At 53.3% G+C, this 15,624-nt stretch carries 14 protein-coding genes and 3 tRNA genes; 6 read left to right on the plus strand and 11 right to left on the minus strand.

What is annotated here, in order from left to right; translation table 11 throughout:
• Positions 1 to 2 precede the first annotated feature (2 nt).
• The 3 genes from tig to NXS13_RS08550 all read right to left on the minus strand — a co-directional run bounded on the left by tig (position 3) and on the right by NXS13_RS08550 (position 1,997).
• Positions 3 to 1,355, minus strand: coding sequence for a trigger factor (gene tig, locus NXS13_RS08540; protein ID WP_259080221.1), 1,353 nt, complete (start codon positions 1,353 to 1,355; stop codon positions 3 to 5).
• A gap of 91 nt (positions 1,356 to 1,446) precedes the next feature.
• Positions 1,447 to 1,523, minus strand: a tRNA-Pro gene (locus NXS13_RS08545).
• Between the two features lie 399 nt (positions 1,524 to 1,922).
• A tRNA-Gly gene (locus tag NXS13_RS08550) sits at positions 1,923 to 1,997 on the minus strand.
• Positions 1,998 to 2,355: 358 nt separating this feature from the next.
• On the opposite strand from NXS13_RS08550, the gene NXS13_RS08555 reads away from it, so the two are divergent.
• Entirely contained in the window at positions 2,356 to 2,586 is a 231-nt protein-coding gene (locus NXS13_RS08555) for an AlpA family transcriptional regulator (protein ID WP_259080218.1), read from the plus strand.
• Positions 2,587 to 2,708: 122 nt separating this feature from the next.
• Entirely contained in the window at positions 2,709 to 3,494 is a 786-nt protein-coding gene (locus NXS13_RS08560) for a DUF1542 domain-containing protein (RefSeq protein ID WP_259289631.1), read from the plus strand.
• A 36-nt stretch (positions 3,495 to 3,530) separates the two neighbouring features.
• Here the strand turns inward: NXS13_RS08560 and NXS13_RS08565 are convergent, their stop codons facing one another.
• Both NXS13_RS08565 and NXS13_RS08570 read right to left on the minus strand, forming a co-directional pair.
• The gene (locus NXS13_RS08565) at positions 3,531 to 4,004 is read right to left on the minus strand and encodes a ribose-5-phosphate isomerase (protein WP_259080216.1); all 474 of its coding nucleotides are present in this window, start codon (positions 4,002 to 4,004) and stop codon (positions 3,531 to 3,533) included.
• Positions 4,005 to 4,014: 10 nt separating this feature from the next.
• Positions 4,015 to 4,647, minus strand: a complete 633-nt coding sequence (locus tag NXS13_RS08570; RefSeq protein WP_259289632.1) for a DsbA family protein — start codon at positions 4,645 to 4,647, stop codon at positions 4,015 to 4,017.
• Positions 4,648 to 4,811: 164 nt separating this feature from the next.
• Between NXS13_RS08570 and pepN the strand changes: the two genes are divergently transcribed.
• The 3 genes from pepN to NXS13_RS08585 all read left to right on the plus strand — a co-directional run bounded on the left by pepN (position 4,812) and on the right by NXS13_RS08585 (position 8,812).
• Positions 4,812 to 7,418: an aminopeptidase N gene (gene pepN / locus NXS13_RS08575; protein ID WP_259289633.1), complete on the plus strand. Its 2,607-nt coding sequence runs from the start codon at positions 4,812 to 4,814 to the stop codon at positions 7,416 to 7,418.
• 67 nt (positions 7,419 to 7,485) lie between these two features.
• Complete coding sequence (locus tag NXS13_RS08580) at positions 7,486 to 8,397, plus strand: mechanosensitive ion channel family protein (protein ID WP_259080209.1); 912 nt, start codon at positions 7,486 to 7,488, stop codon at positions 8,395 to 8,397.
• Between the two features lies 1 nt (position 8,398).
• Positions 8,399 to 8,812, plus strand: coding sequence for a globin (locus tag NXS13_RS08585; protein WP_259080207.1), 414 nt, complete (start codon positions 8,399 to 8,401; stop codon positions 8,810 to 8,812).
• Here NXS13_RS08585 and NXS13_RS08590 read toward each other — a convergent pair.
• The 5 genes from NXS13_RS08590 to NXS13_RS08610 all read right to left on the minus strand — a co-directional run bounded on the left by NXS13_RS08590 (position 8,809) and on the right by NXS13_RS08610 (position 14,540).
• Entirely contained in the window at positions 8,809 to 9,429 is a 621-nt protein-coding gene (locus NXS13_RS08590) for a hypothetical protein (RefSeq protein WP_259080206.1), read from the minus strand. The genes NXS13_RS08585 and NXS13_RS08590 overlap by 4 nt on opposite strands.
• Positions 9,422 to 9,835, minus strand: coding sequence for a thioesterase family protein (locus NXS13_RS08595; RefSeq protein WP_259080205.1), 414 nt, complete (start codon positions 9,833 to 9,835; stop codon positions 9,422 to 9,424). Before NXS13_RS08595 ends, NXS13_RS08590 begins: the two co-directional genes overlap by 8 nt.
• Before the next feature lie 109 nt (positions 9,836 to 9,944).
• Positions 9,945 to 11,615, minus strand: coding sequence for an energy-dependent translational throttle protein EttA (ettA, locus tag NXS13_RS08600; RefSeq protein WP_259080204.1), 1,671 nt, complete (start codon positions 11,613 to 11,615; stop codon positions 9,945 to 9,947).
• A gap of 132 nt (positions 11,616 to 11,747) precedes the next feature.
• Entirely contained in the window at positions 11,748 to 12,332 is a 585-nt protein-coding gene (locus NXS13_RS08605) for a single-stranded DNA-binding protein (RefSeq protein ID WP_259080203.1), read from the minus strand.
• A 204-nt stretch (positions 12,333 to 12,536) separates the two neighbouring features.
• Entirely contained in the window at positions 12,537 to 14,540 is a 2,004-nt protein-coding gene (locus NXS13_RS08610) for a bifunctional copper resistance protein CopD/cytochrome c oxidase assembly protein (RefSeq protein WP_259080202.1), read from the minus strand.
• A 96-nt stretch (positions 14,541 to 14,636) separates the two neighbouring features.
• Between NXS13_RS08610 and NXS13_RS08615 the strand changes: the two genes are divergently transcribed.
• Positions 14,637 to 14,713 (plus strand) — tRNA-Arg (locus NXS13_RS08615).
• Between the two features lie 45 nt (positions 14,714 to 14,758).
• Here the strand turns inward: NXS13_RS08615 and cmrA are convergent.
• Entirely contained in the window at positions 14,759 to 15,559 is an 801-nt protein-coding gene (cmrA, locus tag NXS13_RS08620) for a mycolate reductase (RefSeq protein ID WP_259080200.1), read from the minus strand.
• Positions 15,560 to 15,624: the final 65 nt, after the last annotated feature.

The following is a 15,624-nucleotide window of genomic DNA, read 5'->3' on the forward strand; positions in this document are numbered from 1 at the left end:
CTTTAGTTTTCTTCTTCCTCGGGCTCGTCCTCGAGACCAAAGTAGTCTTCGGGGTTAATGCTGGCGCCGGAGTCGTCGGTGACGGTGACACGACAGATAGCAGCCGCAAGGGCCTTACCGCGTTTGACGTCAGCAAAGAGCGCTCCGATCTGGCCAGCCTGCTGTAAGGACTGCACGAACTGGTTCGGGTCCATGCCATAGGCCTGCGCAGTGAACAGAATATGATCGGTGAGCTCGGACTGGGATACTTCAGGATTTTCTTGCTCGGCCAACACGTCTAGGAAGAGCTGGTTGCGAACATTCTTCTCGGCGTTCTCATGAGCCTCTGCCTTGAACTGCTCCAGGGAAGAACCTTGTGACTTGAGGTATTCATCGATAACAGCCTCGTTGGAAGCAGCTTCTCCGAAGGTACCGCGCAGAGCGTTCTCGGCTTGCTCCTTAACCAAGGACTCAGGCAATGGGAACTCTGACTGCTTGAGTGCTGCTTCTAAGACAGCGTCGCGGATGGCGGAGGCTTGCTCTGCCTTCAGGCGATCGTCTACCTGGGAAGCGGTTGATTCGCGCAACTCATCGACCGTGTCAAATTCAGAGGCTTCTTGCACGAACTCGTCATTGAGTTCAGGCAGCTTGCGCTCCTTGGTCTGTACGACAGTCACCTTCACGGTGGCCTCTTGGTCTTTATACTCGGCGATATTGAGTGTTGTGGTGAACTCGGCTTCTTCGCCGGTCTTCAGTCCGCGCAGAGCGGTATCGAGGCCGTCGATGAGATCGCCTTGGCCTACCTGGTAGGTGAGGTCATCAGCCTTGGACTCCTCGATCTCCTTACCGTCAACGCTAGCTACCAGGTTGATGATCGCGAAGTCGTTGGTCTTGAGCTTGCGTCGGGTATCGCTAAGCTCGCCGAAGCGCTCGCGCAAACGATCAATTTCCGCCTCCACAGCCTCTTCGGCTGCGTTATCGCTCAATGCTGGTACTTCAACAGACATAGCGGAGAAGTCTGGGAGGGAGATCTCTGGGCGGATATCAACCTCAGCAGTGAACTCGATGAGTTCGCCGTCTTCCATCTTGGTAACGTCTACGTCGGGTTGACCGATAACAGCCAGATCATTGTCTGCTACAGCTTGCTGGTAGCGTACGGGCAGCATATCGTTAATGACCTGCTCCAAAACTGGGCCGCGTCCAAAGCGAGCGTCGATAAGCTTGCGTGGCGCCTTGCCTTTACGGAAACCGGGAATATTCACCTGAGCGGCCAGAGCCTTATAAGCTTTGTCGATCTCGTTGTTTAGTTCCTCGAACGGAACCTCGACAGTCAGCTTGACTCGGGTATCGTTCAGCTTTTCGACGGAACTCTTCACGAGCGATCTCTCCTGTTATATATAGATTATATGGGCATATTGACTATAAACCCCCGAGGTGCATTTCGTTAAATATGCTCCTCGGGGGTTATGGTCGGGACGACAGGATTTGAACCTGCGACCCCCTGTACCCAAAACAGGTGCGCTACCAAGCTGCGCCACGTCCCGATTGCCTAAACAGACAAGCCGCTTTGAGCGACGTAAAGAATTGTGCCACGGATTAGATTAAAAACCAAAACCGCTGTTCATCGTGCACTTTAGTTTTGATCCACTTCTCCACAGTTTCTGGAGTGGTTTGAAGATTTTAGACTTGAGAATTGCATGTCGTGCCGCGCCGTACTTTCCGCCTCCACGACTCGCACCTAAATACACAGATAGGGATAAGCCGCAGACGGTGATATTTGGCCGCTGATACACTAACCACCCTGTGGATAGTCCCTCTCGACCTGACAACCTCGACGACACTGCAGGCGTTGACGCGGGCTATTTCCTCATAGCCCAAGAGGGTTGCGCAAAGAAAAAAGCCGACTACTAAGACGGTGGTCTACTTGTAGGCGGCTTAAGTTATGGAGGGAATGACGGGAATCGAACCCGCGTCACCAGTTTGGAAGACTGGGGTAATAGCCACTATACGACATTCCCATATTCTGCTATATACTTGCTGCGCTTCTGTGCAACACAGAAATAGCCTAAACGACAGCGGAAAATTTTGCAAAATTCGAGGACGCAGCACGCGCGACAAGACCGAGTAAAGGTGGGCGACCCACGACCGGCCACATCCACCCTTCCCAGTATCCGCCGAGTTAACGCCCACGCGCACACGTAGGCGCATATAAAGGCGTTTTACATCACAGGCGTGCACTGCTCATTGCCGCTACTACCGCTGCAAAATCACTAAAAAGACCACTCGATGCTGAATATATCTCGCTGAGCTGGGAAGTAAATAATAAATTAGTAAAGTATTATTATTTTTGACCTTGATGGATTATTATTTATTCCTATGAAGCCAACCATCATTGACGCTGATACGGGTCGCGAACTCTGGACCGCAATCGAGTGCGCCCAGTTTTCTGGTACCGCCAGGGGCACCTTCACAAGCTATGCCGGTCGCGGTCGCGCACCCAAACCAGTGACTAAGCACCACGGCCTCACGCTCTGGGACTCTGAGGAGATCAGGCAGTGGACCGATCAACGACAATCGGCGAAGCCCTCTAAGGATAGCGTTTCTTAGGACGAACCTATAATTGATCCGATCCCCGAACGGTGCTACTGGGCGCGTTTGGGGAACTTTTTTATCTGTTAAACGTTCTTCTTATTAATAGACGATTTTCACACCAATCCAAGGAATTATTTGTGTTATTCGCCATTCTCTTAGGCTTCATAATTGCTCTCATCGTTGTCCTCCTACGCAGCAATAGCGCTAGCACAGAACTGAGTGCTACCGACTTTTCCGACGCCATCGCAGAAGCTCGGCACTGGAATGAGCGTCTGGGCTCCCAGATACTGACCCTATCTGGTACCGATAAGGCTTCCACCCAAGCACTTGCAGATGCCTCCGAGCGCCACACTGCCTCTAGCGCTCAAATTCAATCCGCCCAAACTCCCAGACAGGCAGCATTAGCTCGCGAGGCCGCCCTCGAGGGTCTGTACTATATACAAGCTGCTCGAGAGATCATGGAACTACCGGCTGGACCCGCGCTCCCATTGCTCGAAGGGCAACAAAAGGCCGGTCGCGTGACCGAGGAGCGTACCATTACCTTTGAGGGGCAGGCTATTACCGCCTCCCCACGCCCGACGCACCGCACCCCCAATTACTATCCAGGTGGTGTGGTGGCTGGGCGCCCGGTTCCCGCCGGCTGGTACTCCACCGCATGGTGGGCGGGTGCACTACACACGGGCATGTGGGCCGTGGGCTCGGCTGTCCTCTTCTCATCCATGTTTGGGGGAATGGCAGGCGCCGACGCTGCCGCCGACGCTGCCGCCGACGCTGCCGCCGACGCTGCCGCCTACGACGGCGGCCACGATATTGGTGGCGATACTGTAGGTAACGGCGATATTCTCCCCGACGATGGCGGTGGCGGATTTTTCGACGGAGATATGGGCGGCGGATTTTTCGACGGCGGCGGATTCGATTTTTAATAAAAACCTCGAAGAACTACTCTTCGAGGTTTTTTATTATGCTCCTGGCACTTCTGGGTAATGCCCGGTTGCTTCAAATTCGCTCAGGATATCAATACGGCGCTGATGTCGGGGCTCCTCGCTCCATGATTGGGCTAGGAAAGCATCTACGATGGCTAGAACCTCTTGTTCACTATGCATCCGGCCGCCGATGCCAATGAGTTGCGCATTATTATGCTCGCGGGCAAGCTTAGCCGTCTCCACACTCCACGCTAAAGCACAGCGCGCACCCGGTACCTTATTAGCAGCAATTTGCTCCCCATTTCCAGACCCCCCAAGGACAATGCCGAGGGAACCTGGATCATCCACCACAGCCTTAGCCGCAGCGAGACAAAAGGCAGGGTAATCGTCTAGGGCATCATATTCGAAGGCGCCACAGTCGACGACGTCGTGCCCATTATTCTTAAGATGGTCAATGATGAGTGTTTTCATAGCGAAACCAGCATGGTCTGCTCCGAGATAAATACGCATATCGATGAGTCTAACCTCTTCGTTCATCAAAATCGGGGAACTCTGTCCGCGAGCGCTTCAGTTCGAAAAAGTGGGGGTAATTCGCTAACGCCATTGCACCGTCGAAAACCCTGCCAGCTTCCTCCCCGTGTGGAATTCGCGTCAACACTGGCCCAAAGAATGCAGTCTCGCCCAACTTGATTACCGGGGTCCCTACATCATTGCCCACCTCATCCATCGCCGACTGATGGTAGGCGCGCAATTTCTCATCAGCCTTGGTGGAATGGGCAATATCGGCGAGAGATATATCTAAGCCAACGTCTTCCAAGGCTTTGACAATGAGCTCATCGTAGGCACCGTCACCTTCCTTAGCACCCTCACCTCCTGGGTGGATCAGTGTGCCGAGTGCCGTATAAAGGGCATCGACTTTCTCAGGTTGAGTATCAGCAACCTGTGCAAAAACGCGCGCAGGACCCCAATTGGCCTCCATTTTGCGCATATATGCGGGGTCGAGATCGCGGCCCTCATTGAGAACCGAGAGCGACATAGGAATCCAGGTCACCTCGATATCTCGAACCTTTTCCACTTCCTTAATCCATCGCGAGGTGATCCAGCAGAAGGGGCACGAGACATCGAACCAAAAACTTAGCAATTGAGTAGACATAGGGGACCTTTCTGATCCTTGTATTTTCTGTATTTTCTATATTTTCTGGGTATATCACCACTCTAGTGACCTTTTGCCTCAGGCGAGCGATGACCGTCGAGTCTTTGCACCCCGCCTAGAGGAGAATAGAATGACTACTAATAATCAGCCACGTGGAAGGAATCATGTCCTCTATCAATCTCACTCAAGTAGAAGCAGCTCAACGCTCACGAATGCTGCATATTAAGCACTATGATTTCCACATCGATATCACTGGTGATACCCACTTCCCCGCCACCACCACTGTTGATTTCGAGGTCAAAGAGGAAGGATCCACCTTCATCGATCTGGTTGCCTCCGAGGTGTCCAGCGTAACGTTGGATGGGGAGGATATCACTCGCCAAGCTGTGCGCAATGATAACGTGTACGACGCTACCAACGGGCTCTCCCTCGATAATCTCTCGGTGGGCAGCCATCAGCTCACAGTGGTATCCACCATGGAGTTTTCCCATACCGGTCAAGGTCTGCACCGCTTTGTTGATCCCGTTGACGAGGAAGTATATTTCTATACCCAGTTTGAGCCAGCCGATGCCAAGCGCGTCTTCGCGTGTTTCGATCAACCCGATCTAAAAGCCACCTACTCCATCCATGTCACGGCCCCAGCGCACTGGAAGGTGATCACCAATGCACCGCAAGTCATGAGTGAAGCGGATAAGGGCGTAGCAACCTTCTCCTCCGAGATTGATTACCCGCTGTCTACCTACCTCGTCGCCATATGCTCTGGTGATTATCATATGGCCTCCGATCTCTGGCACGGCACTCTCACCCACCACCAAGAGACACCTGCTGCTGAGCACACCGAGTTAGAGATACCGTTGGCCATCTACTGCCGGAAATCTTTAAGTGATCACCTGGACGCCGATGCTATCTTCCTCGAGACCAAGCAAGGCTTCGACTTCTACCATGAGAATTTTGGGATGGCGTACCCCTTCGGCAAATACGACCAGCTTTTTGTCCCCGAATTCAACGCGGGAGCCATGGAGAATGCCGGAGCTGTCACATTCCGCGACGAGTATATTTTCACCTCGAAGAATACACGAACCGCCTACGAACGACGTTGCGAAACTATTCTGCATGAGATGGCTCATATGTGGTTTGGGGATTTGGTTACTATGCGGTGGTGGGACGACCTCTGGCTCAACGAGTCCTTTGCTACCTGGGCCGCGTGCGTGTCCCAGTCGGAAGCCACCCAATACGATACCGCGTGGGTCACCTTTGCCACCGACACCAAGGCCTGGGCCTATAAGCAGGATATGCTGCCGTCAACCCACCCTATATCCACCGATGCCAGCGATATGGAAACCGCCGAACAGAATTTTGACGGCATAACTTATGCCAAGGGCGCATCCGTCCTCAAGCAGCTCCAGGCCTATGTAGGCCGTGAGGCATTCTTCGCTGGAGTACGCCAACACTTTGCCAATCATGCCTTCGGTAATGCTACTTTCGCTGATCTTTTACACGCTCTTAGTGCCAGTTCCGGACGCGATCTCTCTGATTGGGCCGCGCAGTGGCTCAAAACTACCGGAATTAATGAACTGCGCGCGGATTTTAGTGTCCAGGATAATCGCTATACCTCTTTCGCCCTTACCCAGTCTGGGGCGCACCCAGGGGCCGGCGAATATCGTACACACCGCGTTGCCATTGGCTTCTATTCGTTGATCGACGGGCAGGTAGTACGCACCGATCGTCTCGAGGTCGATATCGACAGCGAGCGCGTCGAACTCGACCAATTAATAGGCCACCAAGCTGCCGATCTCGTCCTCGTTAACGACGACGATCTCACCTACTGTCTCATGAAGCTCGATGCGGACTCTCGAGACTTTGCTGCCAAAAATATCGACCGAATTGCAGATCCCATGGCACGCACCCTTATCTGGTCGGCGTGCTGGGAAATGGTACGAGCAGGCGACATGCGCGCCCGCGACTTTGTCGACCTGGTGATCACCGGCGCTCCCATTGAAACGGAAATCTCGGTCCTCCAGCGCGTTCTCGGCCAAGCCACCCAGGCACTCGAAGTCTATGCCGATCCACAGTGGGTCAAGGACACCGGTGCACCGCGTTTCAGCAATGCACTGATCGACGCCGCTGCTGCCGCTGAAGCGGGATCTGATACCCAACTCGCCTTCGTTCAAGAGCTGTGCGCCAACCCCTTAGACGATAGGGGGCGGGCTCTCATGCGCAGCATCGTCGACGGTGAACCAGAACTAAATGGGCTCGTAGCCGATCACCAACTCCAGTGGCGCGCCTTGCGTGCGCTTGTTGCGGCGGGTGCAGTGGCAGATCTGGAGGCAGAGATCCTTTCTCTGAGCACCATTGATCCCTCGGCGACGGGGAAACTATATGCGCATTTAGTGCGGGCATCTGAAAATACCGCCACCAATAAAGCTGCAGTTTTTACTGAAATCACCGAAGAGGGCCACCGGCTGAGTAATACCACCCTGCGCTATAAAATGGCCGGACTCACGGGTCTTGCCCGCCCAGAACTGCTCCAGCAACTCAATGACCGATACTTCGAAAAGGTGCCATGGTTATGGGATAACCTCACCTCCGAGGTGGCCCAGGGTGTGCTCGCAGGTCTGTATCCCGCGTGGGATATCAGCCCCGAAGGGGTCAAGCGCACCCAGAACTTCCTCGACTCACATACGATCAGTGCCGGTATCCGGCGTATTCTTACCGAGCAGCAGGCTCTGGTGGAGCGCGCCATAAGAAATCGCGCTGTCGATGCCGCCTAGCTCGTACTCCCCCGTCGCTGCTCTTATTAAGAAGCGGCGGGGAATATTTACTACTATGGCGTAAATCATGGACACAATTTCTCAATTTATAGCCGATCACCCGGTGATCTGGCACTGGCTCGTCAATGCTCCCCTCAAGATCATATTGACCTTGGTGGCAGCTGTTGCTCTCCACGCTGGACTACGCTTTGCCATCCAAAAAGCTGCGAAAGTACACTTAAGCCGCTCGACGAGACCGCAGCACGAATACGCTGCGCTCACCAAAGCTCTTAGCTCCCTGGAAGTCACGAAGCAGGCTCAGCGTGAGTCACGGATCCGCACTCTCAGTTCCGTCGCACGAAGCGCAGTGAGTATTGTCGTGTGGACATGGGCGGCTCTTTCGATTTTAGGGATCCTCGGGGTTAATGTGGCCCCGCTAATTGCCTCTGCAGGCATCGCGGGTGTTGCCTTAGGTTTTGGCGCCCAAACATTGGTGAAGGATTTTATTTCCGGTATTTTCATGCTCATTGAGGACCAGTATGGGGTGGGCGATTTTATCGATGCTGGTGAAGTAATCGGAACAGTCGAGGCGGTATCTTTACGCCTTACTACCGTGCGCGATGTCAAAGGTACACTGTGGTTTATCCGTAACGGTGAAATTCAGAGGATAGGTAATTACAGCCAAGATTATTCCATCGCTCACCTCACAGCGCCGATAAGCTACCGCGCCGATATCGAGCGTGCTATGGAGATCTTCGCGGCTACCACCCTCGAGGCCATCGAGTCCGAGAAATTAAAGGGTTTCATTTTGGATAAGCCGCTTATCGATGGTGTCAACGAAATTGGTGCGGATTATATCCAGTTACGCATCCGGGTACGCACCCTCCCCGATAAGCAGTGGACCGTCGAACGCTATATTCACCAACGTGTACTCAATAATCTAAGGTCCGCCAATATTGCCCTACCCTACCGTCACTTCTATCAGATCGAAGATGAATAATATGTCCTCTCCTCTCGATACTCCCTCAAGCCACACAGACCCCCGCACTCTCTACGAGGCAGTGGGTGGGAATGAGTTTTTCACCCGCGTCGTGCGCCGCTTCTACCATCAGGTTCGCACTGACGATCTCATCGGACCAATGTATCCTGCAGACGATTTCGAGGGCGCCGAGGAGCGTCTGAGGACCTTCCTTGCACAATACTGGGGTGGGCCCACTACCTATAGCGATAACCGCGGACATCCCAGGCTGCGGATGCGTCACGCACCTTTTGCTATAGGAGAGGTCGAGGCTAAACGTTGGTTAGAGATGATGACGAACGCTCTTAACGAAGAAGAAAATCTGGATCCCACTCTTCGTGAAGCTATCGACTCTCATATGACACGGGTAGCATATATGCTGATCAACCAACGTTAAAGGCCCAAAAGATTTGCGGCAGAGGTATAGTAGGCGCTCCCATAGGGGGCGTCTACTCGTATCCACACCCCTAAGCCGGAGACGCGAAGGTGTCGCGGAATATCAATAGGTGCGCTATCAGTGGGAATGAGTCCGAATGCTTGGAGAGCAAAAATCATTCGCATTGGTATCTCTACCTGGGTGTGGGCATTGCTCACAGTGATAACGGTTTGATTCATCAGCGATTGTGGTGGCCCAAGCGGACCAGAGAATTGTCGGGCCAGCGCGCTTCCTTGAGTAGCGAGCTGATAAACCGCAGCGGCGGGGATCTCGTCGATCAGCTGAAAATCCTCGACGCGAGGCAGCGCACCCGCGGACCAGGAGGCATCGTGAGTAGGGTATGGTCCTTGCCCGAAAAGGTCAGCAGCGCGCAGTACCGCCCCACTCCGGCTAATACTGCCCGACACCCTTCTGGAGATAAGTACCCCAAAACCCGTGGGTACAAAAGCTTCGACACCTGATTCAACTTGCTGAAGACGTACGAATGTGTGCTCATCAAAAAGTATCGCTCGCTCAATGAGGGACCGAAGTCCCCCTAAACCTCCGGTAACAACGAGGGATATATTGCTGTTATGCAAGAGAAAGAACCTTAACTTCGCTATCTTTAAGCTGACGCGGGCTCCCCGTGACAATATCGACGGCCACTTGAACAACGTCGATGGTGCATGCCACTGTCCCATCGGCATCTCTAATGACTTGCCGAGTACAAAAGGAGGTATTCCCAATCTCGATGACCTGAGTTTCTACTGTCACCTCTTTGGTATTGGAAAGGATGGGTCGGAGGTATTCAGCTTCAATCTTGCGCACAAATGCAGCTGGAATATCGAGTCCGCGCTTGCCAAATTCGCGTTGTGCGTAAATGAGGCGAGCCTCTTGAGCCAATTCAATATAGGCAGAGTTTGTGATGTGGTGGAATTGATCAAAATCGCCCCATCTTGTGGGTATTTTTTCAATATGTACACCGTGGTGACTATCACTGGTCATAACGTAGGTGGAGCCTTTCTCATCTGTTATTAATCTCTCTCTAGGCTAACAGTGTTGAGGCTGATTGGGTTTAAAAAGAACCGCCGTGGGTGTTCACGGCGGTTATCCATTAGCGGGTAAGCTTGCGGTGCGTTACCCGCGAAGGGCGGGCGGCCTCGGGGCCGAGGCGTTCCACCTTATTCTTTTCGTAATCTTCGAAGTTACCTTCGAACCAGAACCACTGGCCTTCGGCAACATTGCCTTCCCAGGCAAGAATATGGGTACAGGTGCGATCTAGGAACCAGCGGTCGTGCGAAATCACCACGGCGCAGCCTGGGAATTGCTGGAGAGCATTTTCCAGAGAGGACAGGGTTTCAACGTCGAGGTCGTTGGTGGGCTCGTCGAGCAGAATCAGGTTCCCGCCCTGCTTAAGAGTCAACGCTAGATTGAGACGGTTGCGCTCACCGCCGGAGAGAACCTTAGAAGGTTTTTGCTGGTCGGCGCCCTTGAAACCAAATGCGGAGAGATAGGCTCGTGAGGGCATCTCGTTCTGGCCTACGTGGATATAGTCCAAACCATCCGAGACTACTTCCCATACGGTTTTCTCTGGATCGATATTTTCACGTCCCTGGTCCACATAGGACAGCTGCACGGTGGAGCCCACGTTTACTTCACCAGCATCGGGGCTCTCGAGGCCCACGATAGTTTTAAAGAGAGTAGTCTTACCCACACCATTGGGGCCGATAACACCCACGATACCGTTGCGCGGAAGCGTGAAAGAGAGATCCTTAATCAAGGTGCGACCATCGAAGCCCTTGACTAGGTCCTTGACCTCCACCACCTGGGCACCCAGGCGGGGTGGAGTAGGAATCTGAATCTCTTCAAAGTCGAGCTTCTTATATTGCTCGGCCTCAGCAGCCATTTCCTCATAGCGAGCCAAACGCGCTTTATTCTTCGCCTGACGAGCTTTCGCACCAGAACGTACCCAAGCAAGCTCTTCTTTCAGGCGCTTTTGCAGCTTACGGTCCTTTTGACCAGCAACTTCTAAGCGCTCAGCTTTCTTCTCGAGGTAAGTGGAATAGTTACCTTCATAGGGGTAGAGCTTGCCGCGGTCGACCTCACAAATCCACCCAGCTACGTGATCTAGGAAGTACCGATCGTGGGTAACCGCCAAAACGGCCCCTGGGTATTTGGCCAAATGCTGCTCGAGCCACAGAACGGATTCAGCGTCGAGGTGGTTAGTGGGCTCGTCGAGAAGCAGCAGGTCTGGCTCAGAGAGGAGCAGCTTGGCTAGAGCAACACGGCGCCTTTCACCACCGGAGAGGTGGGTGACGGGCGCATCAGAGGGAGGACAGCGCAGAGCTTCCATAGCTTGCTCGATTTTAGAATCGATTTCCCAGGCATCGGCAGCGTCGAGAGCTTCCTGGAGTTTACCCATCTCTTCCATGAGCTCATCAGTGTAATTAGTGGCCATTTCTTCGGCGATGGCCTCGAAACGATTTTTCTTTTCAAAGATCTCGCCCAGACCCTCTTCCACATTCTCGCGGACGGTCTTTTCTTCGTTCAGGGGTGGTTCCTGCAGGAGGATACCAACGGTCGCACCTGGGTCGAGGAATGCCTCACCATTGGAGGGCTGGTCGAGCCCGGCCATGATTTTTAAGATGGAGGATTTACCGGCACCATTAGGTCCTACCACACCGATCTTTGCGCCTGGGTAGAAAGCCATGGTCACATTGTCCAAGATGACTTTATCGCCAATGGCTTTGCGCACATTCTTCATCGTATAGATGAATTCACCCACGTTATCTGCCCCTTATATGTCAATCGTTTTATAACTATCAGATCACCCAAAACAGTACATCACTACAAAAAAAAGCGCACCACATCATCTATAAGACCGATACCTCATGTCGGTCTTATAGATGGGCAATGCCTAGGCACTCACAACGGTTGGCGTATGAGCTCTCCCTTTACTCGTAGGGGTTGTGATTTCCTTAGCGTTAACCTCATCGAGCTGAATGACGTCGCGCACAATCTGTTCGCTCTCTGGCTCAATGCTCACGGTTTCGGCTCTCCGGGCTTTATCCAACTCACTGCGGTGATAGCGACAGGCATATTTGCGCATATCCACCCCGATATGCGTTGCTCGAACCACAATCCGAGATTCGGTCTTGCCTTCCCGCTCCCATTCTTTGTGGATGAGATCCCCGAGTACAATCACCTGAGTGCCCTTACCACCCTCCCCTAGGGCGAGATGAGCGTTATGGGCCAAGTTCCCCCAGCACTCTACATCAATATAGAGCTGGTTATAGCTGATAAACCCAGAATTCTCGACCCGGCTGTGATCGGATTGAGCAGAATCTCTAGCGGTCTCGGAGTTGCCGGTATCGGCGTGGTGTGGGTCGCGACGATACCGAGAGGAAGCAATGCGGAATTTGGTGAGCATTGCGCCGGACGGGAAATGATAGACAGTGGGATCGCTGGTGAGATTTCCAACGATAGTGGTTGTGCTGAGCATAAGGATCTAATCCCCTTTCATGGGATACGAATAGTGGATCACCGTCCCTGCCCGTTTCCACACTGCCCAGCGCCATCCCTTGCGTGAGCTGCTGATTGAGCAGAGTTTTCGATACCCTCAGTGTCGTTGATTGTGATCCCCACGTCGCGGCGAGTCAGTAGGTGTGACTGGATCCTGTGGATAATATGCCAGCTTGAGATTTTCCTAGCCTTGGGGTTTCCCGTCGTTCGTGCGTATCGACGCCAGCATCTGGTTATAGGCCTCTAAATCAGCGTCATCATCTTGATCCGCCTTTTCGTCGTAGATATGCTGCTGCTTGCGGTCTTCTTTGAGCCATTGTCTAAACAATGCTCCGAAAACAATAATGAGCGGGAAGGCACCGGAACCCCACGCGATACCGCCACCTACATTCTGATCGTGCATCAAGTCCACGCCCCAAGGAAGATTAAGTGATGCATAAAAGTCCTCGGCCAGAATGGTCGATAGCTGCATGAGGTATACCCCGAAGTAGAGATCGAAGGGCATCGCAAAAACCAGCCACAAGAGCCGCGAGAGCACAGAATTTTCACGCGGCTTGGGATCCTCACCGATCATCTCCCAGTAGAAAATATAGCCAGAGATGAGAAAGACCCAGTTCATCAATAGGTGGCCGGCGTGTTCGGATACCACATAGTCGTACCACGGGGTGATATAAAGCACGTAGAAGAATCCAGTGAACTGAATGGTATTGACGGCTGGGTACATGATTACGGTGAGAATACGTGATTGCAGTAACGCTTCAACCCATTCTCGCACTCCCCCGTGCCCTGGCTCGGTGACACTCATTAACAGGCGCAAAGGAGCGCCCAGAACTAGACATACAGGAATCACCATGGACAACAACATATGGGTCACCATATGCATGGAGAAGAGCGCCGGCATATAGAGCCCTATTCCAGAACTCATGCAGATCACCAGAGCTCCTGCGCCCAGCATCCACCACATGGTGCGGAATTTTGACCATCGAATCTGCTTCTTTTTGGCTCGAACCAGACCCCAGAGGTAGAGGCCAATGAGCACCAGGCCGAAGAAGGAGAACATAATATCGAAACGCCAGACCGTCCAGATGGAGATGATGGTGGGTTTGACGGTGAGGTCGTAGCCCATCTCCAAGGCCATAGGGCTGAGATCGAAAACACGTGGTGGCGGGGGTGGCGTTCGGCCTAGTGAGATTGCCACCCCGATGGTGGCCGCCATGACTACTGCCTCACCGATAGCCACACGCAGAAACGGGGTGTGATCCCCACTTCTTAAAGCAGGTATGGTGCGCTGACGATGCCAGAAACCGAACAGTGCGAGGGCGATTATTAATACCGCCTTAGCTACTATGACACGCCCATAGCCGGTGGTGAGAAGGTGCTCAGGGCGTACCCGGATAGCGGCATTGATAAAGCCTGATAGTGCCAACATGATCACCGAGACGAGGGCGATATGGGAATAGCGACCTACTACTTGGACCATCTGGGGCCCCAGTCTGCGGCCGTGGGCTATGAGTGCCATGAGCCCGCCCACCCAGAGCTGCATAAAAAGCAAATGCCACAGCAATGAGTTAGTACCGTAGTCATGATCTCCGCCCGCGGCCGAGTGCCCTTCCAAACCGAGTGGCAAGACAATCAAGAGAGCTCCGGCGCATAAAAGCGGTTGAGAGCGCCAATTCTTGGAGAAGAATGCTGCTATCCCCACCAGCGCTGCAATAACGGCTGAACCCAACCACGCTTGGGATTCCGCTACTTGGGAAATTGCCACTGGCCAGTTAGCAGGGCGTAGCGCCTCAATAAAGGGTTGCCCCGAAATATCGGAGAGCACCATGGGCACCATCACTAAAGCAACAGCGCTAAAACACCACGCCGCCACCATGCCGGTACGGGCTGCGATTACACCGTCTACAGTAAGCGGAGCTTGGTAGAGATCGTGCTTTCTGGGACTGAGTAAAAAGGCCGAGAAAAGGAAGGATCCAGAGCTTAGGGCCGCGAGAAACCATGCCGCTGCCCTTAAGAAAGGAAATCCTGCTGTGGTGGCGGGGCCTGGATCCGGAATGCCGAGGGCCGCGAGCGATTCCGAAAGAAACCCCCAAGCGATTACCGCCCCAATGAGGCCCGCCACAGAGAAGCACAACACATACAGTGGCCACATGGGGCGCACCTGTGCCCCCGATTTCTGTTCCTGCATGCTTAACACCCTAATCTCAATGAGTGGCTTTAGGTATCTAGGGCTGGGAAGTTTTTGTTCCGCACGGGTTGTGGGTTAGTCTAGCTAGCAGAGTTTGCCTCCATAGCTCAGTGGATTAGAGCGGTCGGCTTCTACCCGATTGGTCGGGGGTTCGAGTCCCTCTGGGGGCACCATAGAAAAATCCCGTGGGTTCAGCCCACGGGATTTTTTGTCTCAAGCTAAGCCATCTTGGAATAGAACCATCCCATTACGGGGCTAAGAACTGCCCCCGGGATAATCTGAGACAGCGTATTCATAGCCTTAGATAGCGGTCCCGGGACAACGCGACGCTTATTGTTCGCCATTGCCTCCAAGGTCTCCTCCGAACACGATTCATAGGTGGTCCACAGAAAATCGGGGACGACCTTGTCCACAATCGACTGCTCACTAGGATCAATAGTGGCCTCCCGCACCGGCCCAGGGGCAAGAAGTGTGCAGCTTATGCCAAGAGGTTTAAGCTCATAGTGAAGAGCCTCGGTGAATGCATTCACACCCGCTTTAGTGAATACGTAGGTGGCATTATTGGGAATGGCGATATTGCCGGCCGCGGAGCCTACATTGCAGATAGCTCCGGATCCGCGCTTGAGCATATTGTCTACGGCGGCCTTAGTGATCTCGAATACTGCTCGGGCGTTGAGCTCAAATTGCGCAGTCTCGTATTCCCAATCCTGGTAGATAAAAGGGCCAAAACTGGCGATGCCAGCAGAGTTAATCACGATAGATATAGGCTGGGTGAATACGTCTTCGATCATCTGGGCGCGCTGGGCGGTATCGGAGAGATCGCAGGGATAGACCTCTGCAGTAATCGCGTGTTGTTTACGCAAAGATTCCGCTAGTTCTTCCAGAACATCTGAGCGCCGGGCAACCAAGATGAGATTATAGCCCCGCGCGGCCAGATCTTTGGCCATCTGACGCCCAATCCCTTGGCTTGCGCCGGTGATGAGCGCCCGAGATTCTAAGGTGGGTGCAGGTAAGCTCATTATATTCTCCTTGAGGTCTTGATATGGTGTCTCGGCTATTTGTCACTACGCGTAGCTACGTGTCG

Origin of the sequence: Corynebacterium sp. ES2730-CONJ (genome assembly GCF_024834055.1) — a bacterium.
Taxonomy (GTDB): Bacteria; Actinomycetota; Actinomycetes; order Mycobacteriales; family Mycobacteriaceae; genus Corynebacterium.